Here is a 23,372-nt window from a genome sequence, read left to right as displayed (position 1 = left end):
CTACTCGCTGTTAAAAGAAAAATGCTTTTAAATTTTAGTTTTTTAGATGCTCGGGTATCACGTCCATATCGCGAATGCTCGATTCATTGACCATTAAAGCCATGATTTTTTCTATGCTCAGCGGTGATAAATTCCCCACCGTTTTATCAAGCCGAATCGATTCAATAACATAATTGTATTTTGCGCTTTCATAATCTCGAATGGCACTAAACAACTTGCTCTCTGCGGCAAGTAAGTCGGTGAGGGTGCGCGTGCCCAGATCGTAAGCCCTCTTAATTCCATTGTAGGAAGAATAATTAGCACGAATAATATTTTCGAAGGTGAAAATCGATTGAGAGAAATCGTTGATGTTAAGAATGGAGGTTTCTAAGTCATTTTTGACCGTGTTACGCGTATCAAGAAGCAGTAGCTCATTGCGCTCTATCGTTTTTTCATTTTTCTTATAAGCATAGTAATCAGAGCCACCAGTCGTGATTGGTACGGTCAGCGTAAGCCCAAGAGACTTAGAGTCGCTAATCCCAGTCGCACCGGGTGTGGTAATCGGATCAAAGTTGTTGCTGTCGTCATGACGATAACTGGCGCTCGCAGACAGGCTTGGCGCAAAGTTAGAACCCGTTTCTTTCAGTGTTCTGAAGCTTCGATCTAATGTTTTCTCAGAGACAATGATGTCGTTATTGTACTGCATCGCTTGCTCTAGTAAATCACCACTGCGTTCAAATGTAATTTCTGACAATATGAGGCTACGCTCTAGATCTTGGGTTGGAATGACAGGATATTGTGTGAGTAACTCTAGTGTATTGAGAATTACATCCTTGTCTTTACCAAGGGTTCTCAATCGATTGGCAATCCCTTCTTTTTGCGCCACCACTTCATAAAGCTCACTCGCAGCAACATTGCCAAGCTCCACATTACGTTGCATTTGTTTGAGTCTAGCGAGTGACGAGTCTAGCTCTGCTTTAGTGGCACGAGTTTGAGCGCCGTTTTTTAAATACTCAAAGTACTGAACGGCAATCTCTTGAATGATCTCTTGAGTTTTATTCTCGTTTTTAATCTCTTCAATGTTGAAGTCCAGTTTCGCCGTGCCGTACTTGTAGATATCCGCAAGATTAAACAAACTTTGACTCAGTGAAACGCTATAACCGTGGTCATTGTAGCTATTAGTCGTGTCATCGGTGTGACTAAGAACGGTACGGTTACCACTCCAGGTGCTTGTCGCATTGGCTGAAACGGTAGGGAGAAATTTTGAACGGCTGACATCAATGTTGTAGGCGTTCTCTTCAACACCTTTTCGACTCGCAATAAGCGACACATTGTTGTTCAAACCGATCTGTACCGCCTCCAGCAAGGTTAATGCTTGAGAAGGAAAGCTAACAACGATAAAAGCACAACTAACTAATCTTCTGATAGGCCACATATTTTTTGATCACCTTGAGAATTTCATCGCTTTTGTAAGGCTTGCTAATGACGTAATCCATACCGGCTTCGATACATGCTTTATGTTCCGCAACGCTGGTCAATGCAGTTGCTCCGATGATCGTAGAAGGAATGGAAATATCGTTTTCTTTTTCGTGTTCACGTATCAGGCGAGTTGCCTGTATGCCACCCATGCCCGGCATAATACAGTCCATAAAGATGATGTCAGCGCGCTGTTTCTTAACCCATTCGACCGCTTCTGAGCCATCACCCACGGTATCGGCGTTATATTCTTGTTTCATCAAAATACGCTTGAGTAGGAACTGCTGTACCTTGTCATCTTCAACAATTAAGAATGAGCTGTTTTCTAAGGTCTCTTCAACGGACTCAGCTTCCAATGCTTCGCGTAAGTGAGGAATAAACTCATGTGGCAAGATAGGGCTGAAAAAGACCTTGTCGACGAACTCATGAGTAATTTGAGCCAGTTCGGAGGTGCTCGACATTAAAAACAGCTTAGTTCCGGTAGGTTTTAATCGCTTACTCAACGTTTTACTGAAAGGAGCGATTTGGATACCTTCTATAGCATCGGTGATGATGACGCCATCGACTTTGTTTTCAGAAGAGTTAAGTCGGAAAAGCTCATTAGGATCTTCGCAGACGGTAAACTTGGCACCATTCATTGTCAGCACATTGGTTAATATCTCCAGCGATAACATACCAGAGCTACAAACGATAAGATTCTTACCTTCTAACGTACTTGAATTTGGTGCGAAGTAGCTCTGAGCTTCAAGATCAACTTCTACTTGGAAACGTCGCTGCTTACCAGATTCGAACCATGTAGAATTAAAGTGACCAATATTGCCAAGGATTGATTTTGTCCATTCGTCATTACTTCCCATTGAATCTGCACGCTCAGACCAGTGCAGTGAATCAACCTTTGCCATCTTCACATTCGTGTTGGTGAGAAAGGTAAGTGACAGCGTAACTCTTGAGCGATCGACATCTAGACCGCTACCAGTTTCTACTTTAAACAGCACGTTTCTATCGGTTTGAACTTGTAGAGCATTGGAGAGCTTTAGGAAAAGCATCCAAAACAGGCTAGTTTGGTGACCCAAAACCATAGCAGGCACACTACCAATGAATGCACACTCAAGAGTTAGGTTTTCACGCTGGAGTTTAGACTTCATGTGGATAGTCAGCTCAGAGACCACATCCAAGAAAGAAAACGCGCTGCTGCTTTTGTCGCGACCTTGAGAGAGCAGTCGATTGTAGTTTTCAGCAAGTTCAGAAAGGGTATTAGCAGCAGAAGTTATGTCCTGAGCGAGAACTGCTGTGTTCTCATCTGCATCTTGGACAAGATAATGAATTCCGCCTTTGATGGTGTTGGTTATTCCGCGAATTTCATAACCAATTAGCCCGTAGAGCTGTTGATTCAAGTCTGCATCTTGTTGCTGCTTATCTACCTTTTCATGCAGCAATCTCAACTTGGAATAAATGCTACGCTCAATGGGATCAATCTCTGTAGTGCTAAGGATCTTTTCAATTTTTGATGAGTCTAGTTCGTCCAAGCGCTCAGCGAGAGACTCAAAACTCTGATTTACAGAACGGCGATCACGAACCGTTTTCTTTAGTCGATTCCAGCCTCCAAGAACGACAGCAATGGCAATAATAGCCAGCATCGGAAAAATAACGACAATAATGTTCACAGAAGATCGAATATCCTCAACAACTTTCTTGTGTTCAACAAAGAACAGATCGTCAAACCGGTTACGGATCTCTACGTAATTGTTGCTAAGGGTTGTCCGAAGCAGGTGGTAGTGGTCTCTCTTAGGAGAGTCTTGGGCGAAATATCGATTGATCGCGAGCTGCACGTTACTGTATTCCACAGCACCGACTAAACTGACTTGTTTTTTGTCCAATGCGGCCAACGCTTTGAAGGCGGTCATTTCATTCATTAATGACTGAGCGTGTTGGCTAACGTCATCACATTCAGTATTTTGAAGGCACACATCTAGGGTAAGGATAGTGGATTCGAGTGCTGTGTTTAGCTTCTCGGTTTGAGCAATTAATGGCGTAGTGAATGTGCTTTCTTTGGGAGCGGCTGTGTAGTACTGATACGCAAACCAGAGACCAATAGCCGAAAGGCACAGTAAAACTACTATGCCTAATTTGATCACTGGGAAGCTGTATACTTTGTACCGCGGCTTCATGGTTTAACGCTCGTCAAATGCATCTTCTATTGCCGACATAACTGGCTTTGCAGCGTACTCTATGACTCGCCTATCGCCGGTTTTTATATCTGCCGTAAACTCCATAAATGGTGAGAGACTGTACTTAGTCCCAGAACGTTCAAGAAAATCATGCTCTATCGTAATTTTTGCTAAATAGTACTCCGTTTCTTCTTCCTCATAAGAAGAGCGACTAATAGAGGAAATCTTGCCTGGCATAAAACCGTACTTGGCAAAATTGTAGGTATCGAACTTCAGTTTTACTTCCTGTCCAACTTCAACAAACCCCATCTCTTTACGAGGGATCTTAGCTTCACCGTGTAAGGTATTATTTAACGGTGCAATATCGGCAATACTTTCGCCCGGAGGTACCACCGCAGAGCGAAAATTGAAATGCACTTTATCAACAACACCATCTACGGGAGAATAAACCACGAGACGATTGACTTTATCCGTATGCTGAGGTTGCTGTATTCGTTTAATATCGAGATCTTTATTTGCTTGAATTATTTGTGCTTGATACTCCGCGTTCCTATTTACAATCAGATCGTTAAGCTGTTTTTCTAACCTTAGCAGCTGAAAATCTTCATTCATGAGAGATTCATCGAGGTTTTCGATTTCTCTCACCATATTGGACTCTTGAACCTGCATGTTTAGTACGTCTACGTAAGAGGCCATTTCTTCGTTGTACAGAGTTTGCTTAATTTCAAGCTGTTTACGGATTAACTTAAGCTGGTTAAGAGAGCTGACACGTCTTTTCTTCATTGACGCTATAAGGCGATCTTTGTGTTCGATATCATGTTTGATCAATGCTTCCGCAGAGACATTTTTAGCGTTCTCTTTAAGCCATGTCTCCTGATTCACCCGCACGAGATCGGGAAAATCGGAATAGGGCGTGTAGTCAGGTTCTTTTTGAGCGATTAAGCTTAAGTAGCGAAGCCTATCGAGTTCAAGTTGAGCGATTTCCGCATTCATTGTTGAAAGCTGTGAGTTTCTTTCGATGGCTCTAAGCCTAGCGATTGGCTGGCCTTCGTAAACAATGTCCCCCGGTTTCACGAGCATTGAATCGAGAATTCCTCCTTCAAGATGCTGAACTTTCTCTATATCTGATTCGAGCAAAAGCTCACCCCTTGATGAAACGACAATATCGATACGAGCTTGAGAAGCAATGCCAAGTAGAATCAGAATGATAAAGAAAGTCAAAAGAAGGGTTTTGTGAACGGTTGTCATCGCACTCTTTATTTCAACCGCTTCAACATAATCAGACTCGGATTTATCCGTATTTTGAATCAAGGCATTTCTAATGTGATGCTCGATGTTACTTTTACTCACAACCGCCTCCCGGACAACAACCTAAACTATAGTATTAAATATACGTGATAACAGCGTCTTAGGTTTAGATTGCACAAATATCACCTTAACTAATAGCTAAGTATATTAATGCTCATTTTTCAAAAAAATTCCTTGTTAATCTGTAGTTTGTGTTTAGTTGCTTAGCTAAATATTTCTGGTACGTATAAATTTCAATTATGTCACCTAAACTTTTTGCTTTTTTTTCGCAAAAATTGCCTTGTCTTTCGTGTTTGTTGTCCTTTACTGAGTTTCTAGGAAGTGTCTGATTTTAAAAGCTGACAACGCGACGGAGGCAACATGGCTGACAACAACGAAAACAACCCTCTCAATGATGCGGTCGAACAAGTAGAAACCGGTAATGATGGTACGGAGCAGCAACAGGCTCAGCAAAACCAACAAAACACAATAGCAACAACCATAGCGACTGGGGCAGATGCTGCCGATGCCGCTGACGACGCTAACCAAGCAATGGAAGATGATCCCAGTGGTGCCGGTGCGTCAAGTGAAGGTGATGATTCCGGTGGTGAGCAATCTGCTCAGGCTGTAGATAGTGAAGCAGCTTCGTCCGAGGGTGTTCAGTCAGGTGTTGTTGATAGTCAGATGACAGACGAGGGCGCTAGCGCTGATTCGGGTTCTGGTGGCGCTGGTGGCGCAGGAGCTGGCGCGCAAAGTGTAGGTGGCCAAGATTCCCAAGGCTCAGATGGCGGCAGTGACGCTGAAGGGCAAACTCAGCAAGCTTCTGGCGCACCGCAAGCATCAGCGGCTTCACCTGCTGCTAGGGCTGGCGAAGGTGATGATTTTGACACGCAAACTGACAGTGAAACATTTGAGGTCAACGTTCTTGACGAAGGCGAGCAAGCCAACCTAAATCAAGAGCGATTGGATGACGACTTTGACTCTGAGACAACCGAGCAAACGTTCGAAATCCAGGTCGAAGATGTGAACGATGAGGCAGAAGTTGAAGATGTTGCTTATACCATCCAGGAGGATGGTTCGCTAACATTTACTGATGCGCAGCTGTTAGCGGGTGCAACCGATGTCGACGGCGATGATCTTACCGTAGCCGATGTAACTTACACGGGTGCCGATGGTGTGTTCACCGACAATGGTGATGGCACATACACTTTCTCTCCAAATGAAAACTTTAATGGCGAAGTAGACCTTAGTTTCTCTGTCAGCGATGGAACTACAACTACTGAGGCCAATATTGATGTGACTGTCGAAGCCGTTAATGATTTACCTGTCGCGGGATCAACGACTTACTCAGTTAACGAAGATGGCATTATTACAATTAGCGATGCTCAGTTGTTAGCTAACTCAAGTGATGTAGAAGGAGACGTTTCCGTCAGCGACGTTTCTTACTCAGGTACAGATGGTATTTTCACTGACAATGGTGATGGTACGTACAGCTTTGCACCAAACGAAAACTTCAACGGTAATGTCAGCCTAGATGTCGTTGTTGTAGATGAAGACGGTGCAACCGCAGAAACTACTGCAGGCATTGATGTCATCGCAGTAAATGATGCACCAGTCTCTGGTGACTTAGCTTACTCAGTCGATGAAGACGGCTCAATCACACTGACTCAAGACCAACTGTTATCGCAAGCTTCCGATGTAGACGGCGATGATCTAACAGCGGCCAACTTAAGCGCAGGCGATAACGCAACTGTAACAGCGAACGAAGACGGCTCATTCACCATCACTCCAGATGCTGATTTCAATGGCGACATTGACCTAAGCTTCGACATCTCAGATGGCACCGACACCATCGTAGCTAACGCGGATCTCACTGTGAATCCAGTGAATGACGCTGCAGTTGTGGAAGATGTGGGTTACACCATCCAAGAAGACGGTTCGTTAACCTTCACGGATGAGCAGCTTCTAGCAGGCGCCTCCGATATCGATGGCGATGACTTGTCTGTTGCGGATGTGAGTTACTCAGGCACCGAAGGTGTCTTCACCGACAACGGTGACGGCACGTATACCTTCGCACCAAACGAGAACTTCAATGGTGATGTCGACTTAAGCTTCTCAGTGAGCGACGGTACAACGACCACTGAAGCGAATATCGATGTCACTGTTGAGTCTGTTAATGACATACCAGTAGCAGGCTCTACTACATACTCTGTCAATGAAGATGGCATCATCACCATCTCTGATGAGCAGCTTCTAGCAAACAGCTCTGACGTCGAAGGTGACGTGGCGGTTGAAGATGTGTCTTACTCAGGCACAGACGGTATCTTTACTGACAATGGTGATGGTACTTACAGCTTCGCACCAAACGAAAACTTCAACGGCAATGTAAGTCTTGATGTGATTGTTGTGGATGAAGACGGCGCAACCGCTGAAACTACTGCTGGTATTGATGTCATCGCAGTGAACGATGCACCAGTCTCCGGTGACTTAGCTTACTCGGTTGATGAAGACGGCTCGATTACTCTTACTCAAGAACAACTATTGTCTCAAGCGTCCGATGTGGACGGCGACGATCTAACTGCGGCTAACTTAAGCGTAGGCGATAACGCGACCGTAACAGCCAACGAAGATGGTTCATTCACCATCACACCAGATGCGAACTTCAATGGCGACATTGACCTTAGCTTCGACATCTCTGATGGCACCGACACCATCGTGGCTAATGCAGACCTTACTGTGAATCCAGTGAATGACGCTGCAGTTGTGGAAGATGTGGGTTACACCATCCAAGAAGATGGATCGTTGACCTTTACTGACGAACAACTTCTTGCTGGCGCATCCGATATCGATGGCGATGACCTATCAGTTGCTGATGTCAGCTACTCAGGCACCGAAGGCGTGTTCACCGACAATGGTGACGGCACCTATACCTTCGCACCGAACGAAAACTTTAATGGAGAAGTCGACTTAAGCTTCTCAGTAAGTGATGGCACGACTACGACAGAAGCCAACATTGATGTAACCGTTGAGTCCGTTAATGACATTCCAGTGGCTGGTTCAACCACATATTCAGTTAACGAAGATGGCATCATCACCATCTCTGATGAGCAGCTTCTAGCAAACAGCTCTGACGTCGAAGGTGACGTGGCGGTTGATGATGTGTCTTACTCAGGTACAGACGGCATCTTTACTGACAACGGTGATGGTACTTACAGCTTCGCACCAAATGAAAACTTCAACGGCAATGTAAGTCTTGATGTGACTGTTGTAGATGAAGACGGCGCAACCGCTGAAACGACTGCCGGCATTGATGTCACCGCAGTAAATGATGCTCCAGTCTCTGGTGACTTAGCTTACTCAGTCGATGAAGACGGCTCAATCACACTGACTCAAGAGCAACTATTGTCACAAGCTTCAGATGTAGACGGCGATGATCTAACAGCGGCCAACTTAAGCGCAGGCGATAACGCAACTGTAACAGCGAACGAAGACGGCTCATTCACCATCACTCCAGATGCGGACTTCAATGGCGACATTGACCTTAGCTTCGACATCTCAGATGGCACCGACACCATCGTGGCTAATGCAGATTTGACTGTGAACCCAGTGAATGACGCAGCGGTTGTGGAAGATGTGGGTTATACCATCCAAGAAGATGGTTCGTTAACCTTCACGGATGAGCAGCTTCTCGCTGGCGCATCAGATATTGACGGCGATGACCTATCTGTTGCCGACGTGAGCTACTCAGGTACAGAAGGTGTGTTCACCGACAATGGTGACGGTACGTATACCTTCGCACCAAACGAGAACTTCAATGGTGAAGTCGACCTAAGCTTCTCAGTGAGCGACGGTACAACGACCACTGAAGCCAACATTGATGTGACAGTAGAGTCTGTCAACGACATTCCTGTGGCTGGTTCAACGACATACTCAGTCGATGAAGGTGGCATCATCACCATCTCTGACGACCAATTGCTTGCTAACTCAAGTGATGTTGAAGGTGAAGTAGAGGTTGATGATGTGTCGTACTCTGGCACAGACGGCATCTTTACTGATAACGGTGACGGTACTTACAGCTTCGCACCAAACGAAAACTTCAACGGTAATGTCTCTCTTGATGTGACCGTGGTTGATGAAGACGGCGCTACCGCGGATACCACAGCAGGTATCGAGGTTATTGCTGTTAATGACGCCCCAGTTTCCGGAGACTTGGCTTACTCAGTCGATGAAGACGGCTCAATCACACTGACTCAAGAGCAACTATTGTCACAAGCTTCAGATGTAGACGGCGATGATCTAACAGCGGCCAACTTAAGCGCAGGCGATAACGCAACTGTAACAGCGAACGAAGACGGCTCATTCACCATCACTCCAGATGCGGACTTCAATGGCGACATTGACCTAAGCTTCGACATCTCAGATGGCACCGACACCATCGTAGCTAACGCGGATCTCACTGTGAATCCAGTGAATGATGCAGCAGTCGTGGAAGATGTAGGCTACACCATCCAAGAAGACGGTTCGTTGACCTTCACGGATGAACAGCTTCTAGCGGGAGCCTCCGATATCGATGGTGATGACTTGTCAGTTGCTGATGTCAGCTACTCAGGCACAGAAGGTGTGTTCACAGATAACGGTGACGGCACGTATACCTTCGCACCAAACGAGAACTTCAATGGTGATGTCGACTTAAGCTTCTCAGTGAGCGACGGTACAACGACCACAGAAGCCAACATTGACGTGACCGTTGAGTCTGTCAACGATATCCCAGTAGCCGGTTCAACGACATACTCAGTCGATGAAGATGGCATCATTACAATCTCAGATGAGCAACTTCTAGCGAACAGCTCAGATGTAGAAGGTGACGTGGCGGTTGATGATGTGTCTTACTCAGGTACAGACGGTATCTTTACCGACAATGGTGATGGCACATACAGCTTCGCCCCGAATGAAAACTTCAACGGTAACGTAAGTCTTGATGTGACCGTGGTTGATGAAGACGGCGCTACTGCCGATACCACAGCTGGCATTGATGTTATTGCAGTGAACGATGCGCCAGTCTCAGGAGATTTGGCGTACTCGGTTGATGAAGACGGTTCAATCACACTGACTCAAGAGCAACTATTGTCACAAGCGTCAGATGTAGACGGCGATGATCTGACTGCGGCTAACTTATCAGCAGGTGACAACGCGACAGTGACGGCCAACGAAGATGGCTCGTTCACGATTACTCCAGATGCGGATTTCAATGGTGACATCGACCTTAGCTTCGACATCTCAGATGGCACCGACACCATCGTCGCGAATGCTGACCTCACTGTAAATCCAGTGAATGACGCCGCAGTTGTGGAAGATGTGGGCTACACCATCCAAGAAGACGGTTCGTTGACCTTCACGGATGAACAGCTTCTAGCGGGAGCCTCCGATATCGATGGCGATGACCTATCAGTTGCCGATGTCAGCTACTCAGGCACGGAAGGTGTGTTCACCGACAATGGTGACGGCACCTATACCTTCGCACCAAACGAGAACTTCAATGGTGAAGTGGACTTAAACTTCTCAGTCAGCGACGGTACGACTACTACGGAAGCCAACATTGACGTGACGGTTGAGTCGGTCAACGACATTCCAGTAGCCGGTTCAACCACATATTCAGTACAAGAAGACAACTCAATTACCATTACTGACGAGCAGTTATTGGCTAACAGCTCCGATGTAGAAGGCGACGTTTCTGTTCAGGATATCTCTTACTCTGGAACTGATGGCGTCTTTGCTGATAACGGTGATGGTACGTATACCTTCTCGCCAAATGAGAACTTCTCGGGTGAGGTTAGCTTTGATGTAGTTGTTGCAGATGAAGACGGAGCGACAGCAGAGACGAGCGCTGGTTTAACTGTTATAGAGGTTAACGATCCACCAATTGCAGGACCAACGTCATACACCATTGACGAAGATAGCGTACTGACATTCAGTGAATCTCAAGTCCTCGGCAATGCTTCTGATATAGAAGGCGATGTATCGCTAGTGGGTATCAGCTACGATGGATCACACGGTATCTTCTCAGTCAACGGCGATGGTACTTGTAGCTTTGCGCCAAATGAAAACTTCAATGGCGAAGTTCAATTGAACGTTACCATTCAAGATGAAGATGGTGCCACCGTTGAAACCGTTATTAACGTTGATGTACTTCCTATCAACGATGCTCCGGTATCCGGTGACCTGGCATACAGTGTTGATGAAGATGGAAGTGTGACATTGTCACAAGAGCAGCTTCTATCACAAGCATCAGACGTAGAAGGTGATGACCTAACAGCCGCCAACTTAAGTGCGGGTGACAATGCAACTGTAACAGCGAACGAAGACGGCTCATTCACCATCACTCCAGATGCGGACTTCAATGGCGACATTGACCTTAGCTTCGACATCTCAGATGGCACCGACACCATCGTGGCTAATGCAGATTTGACTGTGAACCCAGTGAATGACGCAGCGGTTGTGGAAGATGTGGGTTATACCATCCAAGAAGATGGTTCGTTAACCTTCACGGATGAGCAGCTTCTCGCTGGCGCATCAGATATTGACGGCGATGACCTATCTGTTGCCGACGTGAGCTACTCAGGTACAGAAGGTGTGTTCACCGACAATGGTGACGGTACGTATACCTTCGCACCAAACGAGAACTTCAATGGTGAAGTCGACCTAAGCTTCTCAGTGAGCGACGGTACAACTACTACGGAAGCCAACATTGATGTGACAGTAGAGTCTGTCAACGACATTCCTGTGGCTGGTTCAACGACATACTCAGTCGATGAAGATGGCATCATCACCATCTCTGATGAGCAGCTTCTAGCAAACAGCTCTGACGTAGAAGGCGAAGTCGCGGTTGATGATGTGTCGTACTCTGGCACAGACGGCATCTTTACTGATAACGGTGACGGTACTTACAGCTTCGCACCAAACGAAAACTTCAACGGTAATGTCTCTCTTGATGTCACCGTGGTAGACGAAGACGGTGCAACTGCTGAAACCACTGCAGGCATTGACGTTATTGCAGTGAACGATGCACCTGTCTCTGGTACCGTCGCGTACTCGGTTGACGAAGACGGCTCAATTACGCTAAACCAAGAACAACTTCTTGCTCAAGCATCAGATGTAGATGGGGACGCTTTAACGGCTTCCAATCTAAGTGTGGGTGGAGATGCTACGGTAATTGATAACGGCGATGGTACCTTTACCATCACGCCAGATGATAACTTCAATGGAGAAATTGACCTCAACTTCGATATCTCAGATGGCACAGAGACTATTGTTGCAACGGGTGGTTTAACCGTTAACCCAGTTAACGATGCTCCGGAAGTATCGGGTATTGTCGCTCAGGTAGATGAAGATAACAGTATCACCATCACTCAAGAACAATTATTGGCGAATGCCTCGGATATAGACGGCGACGATCTAGTTGCAAGTGACTTGCAACTGTTTGGTACTGAAGCAGAAATCGTTCAGAACGAAGATGGCTCGTTCACTATCACTCCAGAAGAAAACTTCAATGGTGAGTTGGACTTCACTTACACCGTTTCTGATGGTGACGAGAATGTTGTAACGTCCTTAGATCTTACTGTCAATCCAGTTAATGACGCACCTGATGCAGGGGATGAAATTTACATTCAAGCGGAAGAAGATCAAACTGTTGGCGTGAGTATGCGCGAAGAGCCAGCGATTCGCCTCGACCAACAACCTGAATTCGGTATTGTTCAAGCAAACATTGAAGATGAGTGGGTCACTCTGGAAGTTGGGCAAGAAGTTTCTCCAGACACTGAGATTCGTTTTGTACCGGATGAAACAGCGGTAGCGGATTCTACATCAACGACGCAGCTAGGTACCTTTGATGACAACGCTAAAGTCAGCGACTGGGGTGATGAAGTTGATTCTCATACTCGCCAATTTACCGATGGTGACTTAACCGTTATCACACAAAGTACCGATGGTCCACTTGGCGCTTGGAACGGCAACACCCATATTGGTCACGGTATTGGGGATACTGACAGACAAGGCCTAAGTGGTGATGAACAACTTGTCGTCACAGTAGAAGGTCAGGACATCAACGAAATCAGTTTCAATCTAGATGGTCTAGGTGGCTGGTTTATGGAAGAGTCTAGACACTTCACAGAGGTTGAGATCCGCGCGTTTGATGCGGATGGAAATCTCATAGACTCTGAAACTTACCACAAAGATGATCGTAATAGTTATGAGCACGAATATACGCTAACGACTGATGAACCTGTGGCTCGTTTCGAACTCGGTACTATTCAAGGTAACGGTACTTACGTTGTTCAAAACATGTCTGTTTCTCAGACACTACCTGACGATGTCGTATTTACGTCTATCGGTATCGACGGTACAGAAGTTACGGAAACTATTAGTCTGAATGTTCGTGAGGGCGATCAAGAGATCGATCTAACTGCTGACTTGCCAGCCGTAACCACGACAGAAGAAGGAGCAGATGGCTTTGCTTCTATCGTCATTACCGAAGAACAGTTATTGGCACAAGCCAGTGATATCGATAGTGATGAACTTGATATCATCAACTTAGCTCTCGAAGATGACAATGCAACCTTAACCGACAACGGTGATGGCACTTGGACAGTTACACCAAACGAAAACTTCTCTGGTGATATTGACCTAACGTATCAAGTCACCGACGGCGAGTTGGTTGACGATAATACTATCCACATCAACTTCGCAGAAGTAAATGATGCGCCAGTGGTATCTGGTCCAGTTATCCTGAGTACCGAAGAAGACAACTCCATCACGTTTACCGATGAAGATCTGCTTGCGAATGCTTCAGATATCGAAGGTGATGAGTTAAGCATCTACAACGTCAGCTACAACGGGGACAGTGGTGAGTTAACCGATAACGGAGATGGTACTTACACATTCGTTCCAAATGAAAACTTTAATGGCGATGTGGACCTCAGCTTTGGTGTGAGTGATGGCGAAGACGTCACTATGAACCAAATTGATTTAGCCGTCATTCCAGTGAACGACGTTCCTGTTCCTGGGGCTCCGCTGAATTTGGATATGCTGAATGATGGCACCATCACAATTAGTACATCGAGTTTGTTAAGCGGTGCGACTGATGTTGATGGAGACATCTTACATGTTGAAAACCTTGTCCTAACCAATCAATTGGATGGCACACTGGTTGATAATGGCGACAATACCTTCAGCTTCACACCATCTGAAGGCTTCACTGGCAATGTCTCATTGTCGTTTGATATCAGTGATGGCCAAGCATCGGCGCCAAGCTCACTGAATATTGATGTCGTTGACTCCAACGTTGGTCCAGAAGTAACAGGACCACTATCTGCTACGGTAGAAGAAGATGGCACCATCACTATCACTCAAGAAGAGTTGCTTGCTAACGCGAGTGATCTTGATGGCGACGATCTCACCGCAGTCAACCTAAGTACGAACGATGAGAACGCCACCATTGTTCAAAATGAGGATGGTAGTTTCACTATCACCCCAAGTGAAGACTTTTATGGCGATATCGACTTCACTTATGATGTTACAGACGGAATCGCTACAGTAGGCACCGAGTTAGACCTAACCGTAACGCCAGTCAACGATACACCAGATGTCCCCGATTTATCATTCAATGTCTTGGAAGATGAATCGATCATTGTGACAGCAGAAGAGTTGCTTGCTCAAGCAACTGACGTTGAGGGTGATGATTTGACTGTCGTCAACGTCAACTCCGATGATCCAAATGTATCAGTAACCGATAATGGTGATGGTACTTATACCTTAACGCCAGCGCCTGATTATAGCGGTAGTGCAGGTCTTACGTTTGATGTTAGTGACGGCACTGATACGGTTACCGCTGACATCGCGTTGAAAGTTCAGTTTGTCAATGATGCGCCAGAAGCAGAACCAGTTGTCGCGGAAATGGATGAAGATGGTGTTATCTTGGTTACACAAGATATGCTGCTTGAAAACGCAACTGATAGAGACGGTGACTTCTTAGTTGCAGAAAACCTTGAGACTAACGACCCGAACGCAACAATCGTCAATAATGGTGATGGTACGTATAGTGTTACGCCGTCACAAGATTTCAATGGCGATATCGTGTTTAGCTACAACGTCTCTGACGGTGAGCTAGATACAACCAGCGAGCTTACACTGACGGTTAATCCAGTCAATGACGCACCGGACGTTGCTCCGCTTAACGTTGATATTCAGGAAGACAATACATTTGTCTTCACGGAAGAGCAGCTTCTAGCTCAAGCGACAGACGTCGAAGGTGATGAGCTGAGTATTACTGATGTGAGTTACAGCGGTGATGAAGGATCTCTCGTCGATAATGGAGATGGCACATATACCTTTACGCCGGAAGAGCACTTTAGCGGCAATCTAGATATTGGCTTTACCGTTTCAGATGGTGAAGCTGAAGTTGCCCAAACTATCGGTGTGAATGTCGAAGCGGTTGCCGATGCACCAGACTTGGAGGTGACCACTGGTGATGGTGACACTGTCACAGATGAGGCTATTGTTGTCGAACCTGGTAGCACCACTGAACTAAACATCGGTGCTGCGCTTGTAGACCAAGATTTGTCTGAGACACTAACACTGGAAGTCGGCGGCTTACCAGAAGGTACTGTGATTCGCTATGACAACGAGGGTGTACTTGATGACCAGTCTGGCGGTATTACGAGTTATGAAACCACGGATATCACTGTCACTTTCGAAGGTGAAGGCGCTGGTTTCCAAAATACGGCTGGTTACTACACTGTCGATGAAGATGGCAATATTACCGACGTAAACATTGGGTTTGAGAACGCATCCCAAGTAGGTTCCGGTGGCGACTTGATTCCTGGTCAATCGTCAATCACGTTTGAAGTAGAAGAAGGCGAAAGCTTTAACCTGTTCGTTATTCCGAATGGCTTCAATCGCAATGACTTCGACTCGATGCAAGATGGAACCTTTATGTTCCGCGATGCAGATGGCAATCCAGCCACCATTGATTCTGTCGACCCGCAACTGGTTCATATTGATCCTGATGGCAATGAAACCGTTATCCAAAGTCAATTTGGAGACTCGGTGTTCCATGGTGGTACGAATACCAACCTGAACCAAGATGGCGTTGAACATACCAGAACAACGTTAAATGATGATGGCGAGATTGTTTATGGTATCGAAGATCTCTATGGCGGTGGTGATCGTGACTATGATGACTTCACCTTTACCGTAGACGTCGGTGAAACCAACAGCCAAATCTTGCAGGGTGAGATCGTTATTGGTGAAGATGGTACAGCCGTGCTTCCAACGCTTGTCATCGATCAAAACATCGAAATTACCTTCCCAGAGGACTATACAGGCTCCACTGCGTTAGAAATCAAAGCGACCGCAACAGAACTTTCTAACGACGATGAAGCGAGTACGATTCAAGTTGTTAACTTTGAAGTTGACCATGCACCTGAATCAGATTCGGTCTCTGCACAAGTCGACGAAGATGGCTCCATTACCATTACTCAAGAGCAGTTACTGGCGAATGCCAACGATCTCGATGGCGATGCTCTAACTGCGCTTAATTTGAGCACAGAAGATGAAAATGTCACAGTCGTGGATAATGGCGATGGTACATTCACTATCACGCCTGACGCAGACTTCAATGGCGATGTCAACTTTAGCTTCGATGTCAGCGATGGCGACCAGATCGTATCAACAAATCTAGACTTAACAGTCAATCCTGTTAACGACGCTGCAGTGGTTGAAGATGTGGGTTATACCATTCAAGAAGATGGTTCATTAACCTTTACTGATGAGCAGCTATTAGCCGGCGCATCGGACATTGATGGCGATGACTTGTCTGTCGCCGATGTCAGTTACTCAGGCACGGAAGGTGTGTTTACCGATAATGGTGATGGCAGCTATACCTTCGCACCAAATGAGAACTTCAATGGTGAAGTGGATTTGAGCTTCTCAGTAAGCGATGGAACTACAACGACTGAAGCGAACGTCGATGTTACCGTAGAGTCTGTCAACGACATTCCAGTTGCAGGTTCAACTACGTACTCGGTTGACGAAGATGGCATTATCACCATCTCCGATGACCAGCTTCTAGCAAACAGCTCAGATGTTGAAGGTGAGGTTGCGGTTGACGATGTTTCTTATTCAGGCACAGATGGTATCTTCACGGATAACGGTGACGGCACCTACAGCTTTGCGCCAAATGAAAACTTCAACGGTAATGTATCGCTAGATGTAACCGTAGTAGATGAAGATGGTGCAACGGCAGAAACAACGGCTGGCATCGAAGTCATCGCTGTTAATGATGCGCCAGTCTCTGGTGACTTGGCATACAGCATTAATGAAGACGGCTCGATCACGCTTACTCAAGAGCAACTATTGTCTCAAGCTTCCGATGTTGAGGGGGACGATCTTACTGCTCTAGATGTCACCGCTGCAAGTAATGCTACCGTTGTCGCCAATGAGGATGGTTCATTCACTATCACACCAGACGCGGACTTCTATGGTGATATCGACCTAACGTTCTCTGTCACTGATGGTACAGACTCAACGGTCGCTAATATCGACTTGACTGTTAATCCAGTTAACGATGCAGCGGCGATTGTTGAAGATGTGGCCTACACCATGGAAGAAGATGGCTCGCTCACCTTTACTGACGAGCAATTACTCGCCAATGCCACCGATGTAGATGGTGATGACCTCAGCGTTGAATCGGTCACATACAATGGCGCAGAAGGGGTATTTACAGATAACGGTGATGGTACTTATACCTTTGCTCCAAACGAGAACTTTAGTGGTGAAGTCGACCTCTTGTTTGAAGTATCTGATGGCACGGAAATCACCCCTGCGAATATTGATATCACAGTAACTGAAGTCAATGATTTACCAGTCGCTGGTTCAACGACTTATAGTGTTGACGAAGATAACATTCTCACGTTCACTAACGAGCAGCTGCTTGCCAACAGCTCTGATGTCGAGGGCGATGTCGCGGTCTCTGATGTTTCGTACTCAGGTACAGACGGTATCTTTACCGACAATGGTGATGGCACATACAGCTTCGCACCTAATGAAAACTTCAACGGTGAGGTCTCGATTGACGTCACTGTTGTGGATGAACAAGGTGCGACAGCAGAGACAACTGCAGGTGTAGAAGTCATTGCAGTTAATGATGCACCAGTCTCTGGTGACTTGGCGTACAGCGTCGACGAAGATGGTTCTATCACACTGACTCAAGAACAACTGCTGTCTCAAGCTTCAGATGTAGACGGCGATGATTTGACTGCGGCTAACTTAAGCGCAGGCGATAATGCGACAGTGACTGCCAACGAAGATGGCTCATTCACCATTACTCCAGATGCTGATTTTAATGGCGACATTGATCTAAGCTTCGACATCTCTGATGGTACCGACACTATTGTTGCTAACGCTGACCTTACGGTGAACCCAGTGAATGACGCTGCGGTTGTGGAAGATGTTGGCTACACCATACAAGAAGATGGCTCACTAACGTTTACTGATGAGCAACTTCTAGCGGGTGCATCTGACATTGATGGCGACGATTTGTCTGTTGCTGATGTCAGCTACTCGGGCACAGAAGGTGTGTTCACTGACAACGGTGATGGCACCTATACCTTCTCACCAAACGAGAACTTCAATGGTGAAGTTGATTTAAGCTTCTCTGTCAGTGATGGCACAACCACCACTGAAGCGAATATTGATGTGACAGTTGAGTCGGTCAATGACATTCCTGTTGCTGGCTCTACCACATACTCAGTCGATGAAGATGGCATTATTACCATCTCAGACGAACAGCTTCTTGCGAACAGTTCTGATGTGGAAGGTGAAGTCAACGTTGATGATGTGTCTTACTCAGGTACAGATGGTATCTTCACTGACAACGGTGATGGCACTTACAGCTTCGCACCAAATGAAAACTTCAACGGCAATGTATCGCTTGATGTAACCGTTGTTGATGAAGATGGCGCAACAGCGGGTACCACTGCGGGTATCGATGTCATCGCGGTTAATGATGCTCCAGTCTCAGGTGATTTAGCTTACTCTGTTGATGAAGACGGTTCGATCACGCTGACTCAAGAGCAATTACTGTCTCAAGCAAGTGATATCGAGGGTGATGACCTTACTGCAGCGAACTTGTCAGCGGGTGATAACGCCACAGTTACGGCCAACGAAGATGGCTCATTCACTATCACACCAGATGCAGACTTCAATGGCGACATTGACCTAAACTTCGATATCTCTGACGGCACCGACACTATAGTGGCTAGTGCCGACCTAACGGTTAACCCAGTGAACGACGCCGCGGTTGTGGAAGATATTGGCTACACCATTCAAGAAGATGGTTCACTGACGTTTACTGACGAGCAACTTCTAGCGGGCGCATCTGATATTGACGGTGATGACCTATCTGTTGCGGATGTTACTTACACAGGTACTGATGGTGTATTCACCGATAACGGTGACGGCACGTATACCTTTGCTCCGAACGAAAACTTCAACGGTGATGTTGATCTTAAGTTCTCTGTTAGTGATGGCACAACGACAACAGAGGCCAACATTGATGTCTCGGTCGAATCTGTTAATGACCTTCCAGTAGCAGGCTCTACCTCGTACTCAGTGAATGAAGATGGCGTGATTACCATTTCAGATGATCAGTTGCTTGCTAATAGCTCTGATGTTGAAGGGGACGTGAGTGTCAGCGATGTGTCTTACTCTGGCACAGATGGTATCTTCACAGACAATGGTGACGGTACTTACAGCTTCGCGCCAAATGAAAACTTCAACGGCAACGTGTCGCTTGATGTCGTAGTTGTTGACGAAGATGGTGCAACCGCCGATACCACAGCAGGTATTGATGTAATTGCGGTTAATGATGCGCCAGTCTCCAGTGACTTGGCGTACAACATCAACGAAGATGGTTCGATTACGTTAACCCAAGAGCAATTGCTGTCTCAGGCTTCAGACGTGGATGGAGATGACCTCACAGCCGCTAACCTGTCTGCTGGCGACAACGCGACCGTGGTTGATAATGGTGATGGTACCTTTACGGTAACACCAGAGGCCAACTTTAACGGCAACATCGACTTGAGCTTTGATATCTCGGATGGCACAGAAACCATTGTTGCTAATGCCGATCTATCGGTCAATCCAGTCAACGATCTTCCAACTACTTCAGATGTTTACGCTAATGTTGATGAAGACAACACCATTACGATTACTCAAGAGCAATTGCTTGCCAATGCGGCTGATATCGAGGGAGATGCACTCACTGCAGACAGCTTGGTAGCTGACAATGCAACCATTGTTGACAATGGCGATGGTACTTTCTCCATCACGCCAGATGAGAACTTCAATGGTTACATCGATGTGGCCTATAGTATCAGTGATGGTGACACTCCAATTGCAGCCAACCTCGGCTTAACAGTTGATCCAGTGAATGATGCGCCAATTGTCTCTGCTGATGTAGCCATTACGATTGAGGAAGATGGCTCTTATACCATCACTCAAGAGGAGCTATTGCAGTTCGCAACTGATATCGAAGATGATGACATGACAGCCATCATTGGAGAGCAGGGCGATAATACAACAGTGACTGGCACCGTGCTGGATGCGGAAACCAGTAATCCAGTGTCCGGCGCTGAAGTTACGCTGAATGACGGTGCGGGTAATAGCTACACCACCGTAACCAATGACTCGGGTAGCTATTCAGTTAGCGGCTCGATTGTTAATGAAGGTACAGTCACTATTGAGCAAGAGGGCTCAATTACGACAAGCTTTGTAGTTCCAGCAGGAGAAGAGACCAACAGTGGTGTAACCGCAATATCTGAAGTCCTAGATGACGCCGATATGCGTGTGGTGGTGACTTGGGGAGATGATCCTCGAGATCTTGACAACCACCTATGGTTGTACGATCAAGATTCAGGGCAAGAGCTAGACCATATCTACTATCGAGATATGAGCTACACCCAAGAGTCAGGTGACCGCGTCGCACAAGATGTCGATGATGTGAATGGCAATGGCCCAGAAACGATTACCATTCCAAACTATGAAGACATGAATATGCACTATTCAGTGCACAACTACAGCGGTCGCAGTTGGGATGTGGACGGCGTAGAAGATGTCCAAGTTCAAATCTTTGTTGGTGATACACTGATTCAGTCCTTCACACCGGATCTGCCAGACAACCCACAAGGTGATCACTGGCATGTGTTTGACATCGTCGATGGCGTGATAGTACCGAGCCAAGACGTAAGCTCAGTCACTAACTTTGAACTACCAACGTCTGAAGAAGCCGCTGCGGCCGACAATGGCATTGATATCTCAGAAGTCGTTGCCGGTGATACCGAAGAAACAGGTTCTGGCGAAGAAACTGACGGTAATGAACCAAGCATCGGTGATATCGCTATTGAAAACGCGATCATCACTGACAACGGTGATGGTACCTATACCATTACGCCGGAAGAAAACTTTAACGGTGAGTTCTCAATCAGCTACAACGTTGACGACGGCAACGGTGGTGTTACCCCAGCGGAACTCGATGTTACGGTGACGGCTGTGAATGACTTGTCTGTCATTTACGACCACGACTACACCATTAATGAAGATGGCTCGCTAACCTTTACTGACGAACAATTACTCGCTGGCGCAACCGACATCGACGGCGACGATTTAACTGTTGAGTCAGTAAACTATGAAGGAGCTGACGGTGTCTTTACTGACAATGGCGATGGCACTTACACCTTCGCGCCAAATGAAAACTTCAATGGTAATGTTGATCTTACCTACGACGTAAGTGATGGAACGGATACGGTCTTGGCCAATATCGATGTCCAAGTCGTGCCAATCAACGATGTTCCAGTAGCCGGTGCAACAAGCTATAGCGTTGATGAGGATGGAAGCATCACCATCAGCGACGCACAGTTGCTTGCCAACAGCTCTGATGTTGAAGGAGATGTCGCTGTAGATAGTGTCACCTATACCGGTACTGATGGTGTGTTCACAGACAATGGTGATGGCACCTATACCTTCTCACCAAATGAGAACTTCAACGGTGACGTAAGCCTAAATGTTACTGTTGTCGATGAAGACGGAGCGACAGCGGATACAACGGCTGGTATCGACGTGATCTCAGTAAACGACTTGCCGGTTGCGGGAGCGACGACTTACAGCGTTGACGAAGATAACATCATCACCATTACCAGTGACCAGCTGCTAGCTAATAGCTCGGATATGGAGGGTGAGGTGGCTGTTGATGATGTCTCTTACTCTGGTACGGACGGCATACTTACCGACAACGGTGATGGCACGTTCAGCTTCGCACCGAATGAGAACTTCAATGGCAATATCAGTCTTGATGTCACTGTTGTAGATGAGGATGGGGCGACAGCGGATACCACGGCAGGCATTGACGTTATTGCAGTCAACGATGCACCAGTATCTGGTGATTTGGCCTATAGCGTCGATGAAGACGGCTCAATTACATTGTCTCAAGAACAACTTCTAGCTCAAGCTAGCGATGTTGAAGGCGATGAGCTTGAAGCAGCAAATCTAACTGCAGGTGATAACGCTACGGTAACGGCTAATGACGATGGTTCATTCACCATCACACCAGATGCGGACTTCAATGGTGACATTGACCTAAGCTTCGATATCTCTGATGGCACCGACACCATCGTGGCTAACGCAGACCTGACTGTTAACCCAGTAAATGATGCGGCAGTCGTGGAAGATTTGGGTTACACCATCCAAGAAGACGGTTCATTGACCTTTACTGACGAACAGCTTCTAGCGGGTGCCTCCGATATCGATGGCGATGACCTGTCTGTTGCAGATGTCAGCTACTCAGGCACGGAAGGTGTGTTCACCGACAATGGTGACGGTACCTATACCTTCGCACCAAACGAGAACTTCAATGGTGAAGTGGACTTAAACTTCTCAGTCAGCGACGGTACGACGACTACTGAAGCCAACATTGACGTGACGGTTGAGTCTGTCAACGATATCCCAGTAGCCGGTTCAACGACGTACTCAGTCAACGAAGACGGCATCATCACCATCTCTGACGACCAATTGCTTGCGAACTCAAGTGATGTTGAAGGCGAGGTGAGTGTTGATGATGTGTCGTACTCAGGCACAGACGGTATCTTTACCGACAATGGTGATGGCACATACAGCTTCGCCCCGAATGAAAACTTCAACGGTAACGTAAGTCTTGATGTGACCGTGGTTGATGAAGACGGCGCTACTGCCGATACGACAGCTGGCATTGATGTCATCGCAGTGAACGATGCGCCAGTCTCTGGTGACTTAGCGTACTCAGTCGATGAAGACGGTTCAATCACTCTAACTCAAGACCAACTGTCTGTCACAAGCGTCAGATGTAGATGGCGATGATCTGACTGCGGCCAACTTAAG

General features: G+C 46.5%; 4 protein-coding genes. 1 reads left to right on the top strand and 3 read right to left on the bottom strand.

What is annotated here, in order from left to right:
* Positions 1-34: 34 nt before the first annotated feature.
* From PG915_RS08715 to PG915_RS08705, 3 genes are read right to left on the bottom strand one after another with little or no spacing between them, the layout of a single operon-like run.
* Positions 35-1,414, bottom strand: coding sequence for a TolC family protein (locus tag PG915_RS08715; protein ID WP_353496170.1), 1,380 nt, complete (start codon positions 1,412-1,414; stop codon positions 35-37).
* Positions 1,389-3,623: a response regulator gene (locus PG915_RS08710; RefSeq protein WP_353496169.1), complete on the bottom strand. Its 2,235-nt coding sequence runs from the start codon at positions 3,621-3,623 to the stop codon at positions 1,389-1,391. The genes PG915_RS08715 and PG915_RS08710 overlap by 26 nt, the downstream gene beginning before the upstream one ends.
* Positions 3,624-3,626: 3 nt before the next feature.
* Positions 3,627-4,973 (bottom strand): HlyD family type I secretion periplasmic adaptor subunit, encoded by a 1,347-nt coding sequence (locus tag PG915_RS08705; protein WP_353496168.1) that lies wholly within the window; start codon positions 4,971-4,973, stop codon positions 3,627-3,629.
* 318 nt (positions 4,974-5,291) lie between these two features.
* Between PG915_RS08705 and PG915_RS08700 the strand changes: the two genes are divergently transcribed.
* Positions 5,292-23,351 carry a tandem-95 repeat protein gene (locus PG915_RS08700; RefSeq protein WP_353496167.1) on the top strand — a complete coding sequence of 6,020 codons (18,060 nt, stop codon included), beginning with the start codon at positions 5,292-5,294 and terminating at the stop codon, positions 23,349-23,351.
* Positions 23,352-23,372 lie beyond the last annotated feature (21 nt).

Origin of the sequence: Vibrio sp. CB1-14 (assembly GCF_040412085.2) — a bacterium.
Lineage (GTDB): Bacteria > Pseudomonadota > Gammaproteobacteria > Enterobacterales > Vibrionaceae > Vibrio > Vibrio chaetopteri.
The sequence above is the reverse complement of the archived record's forward strand: the minus strand, read 5'-3'. Positions and strand labels throughout refer to the sequence as shown.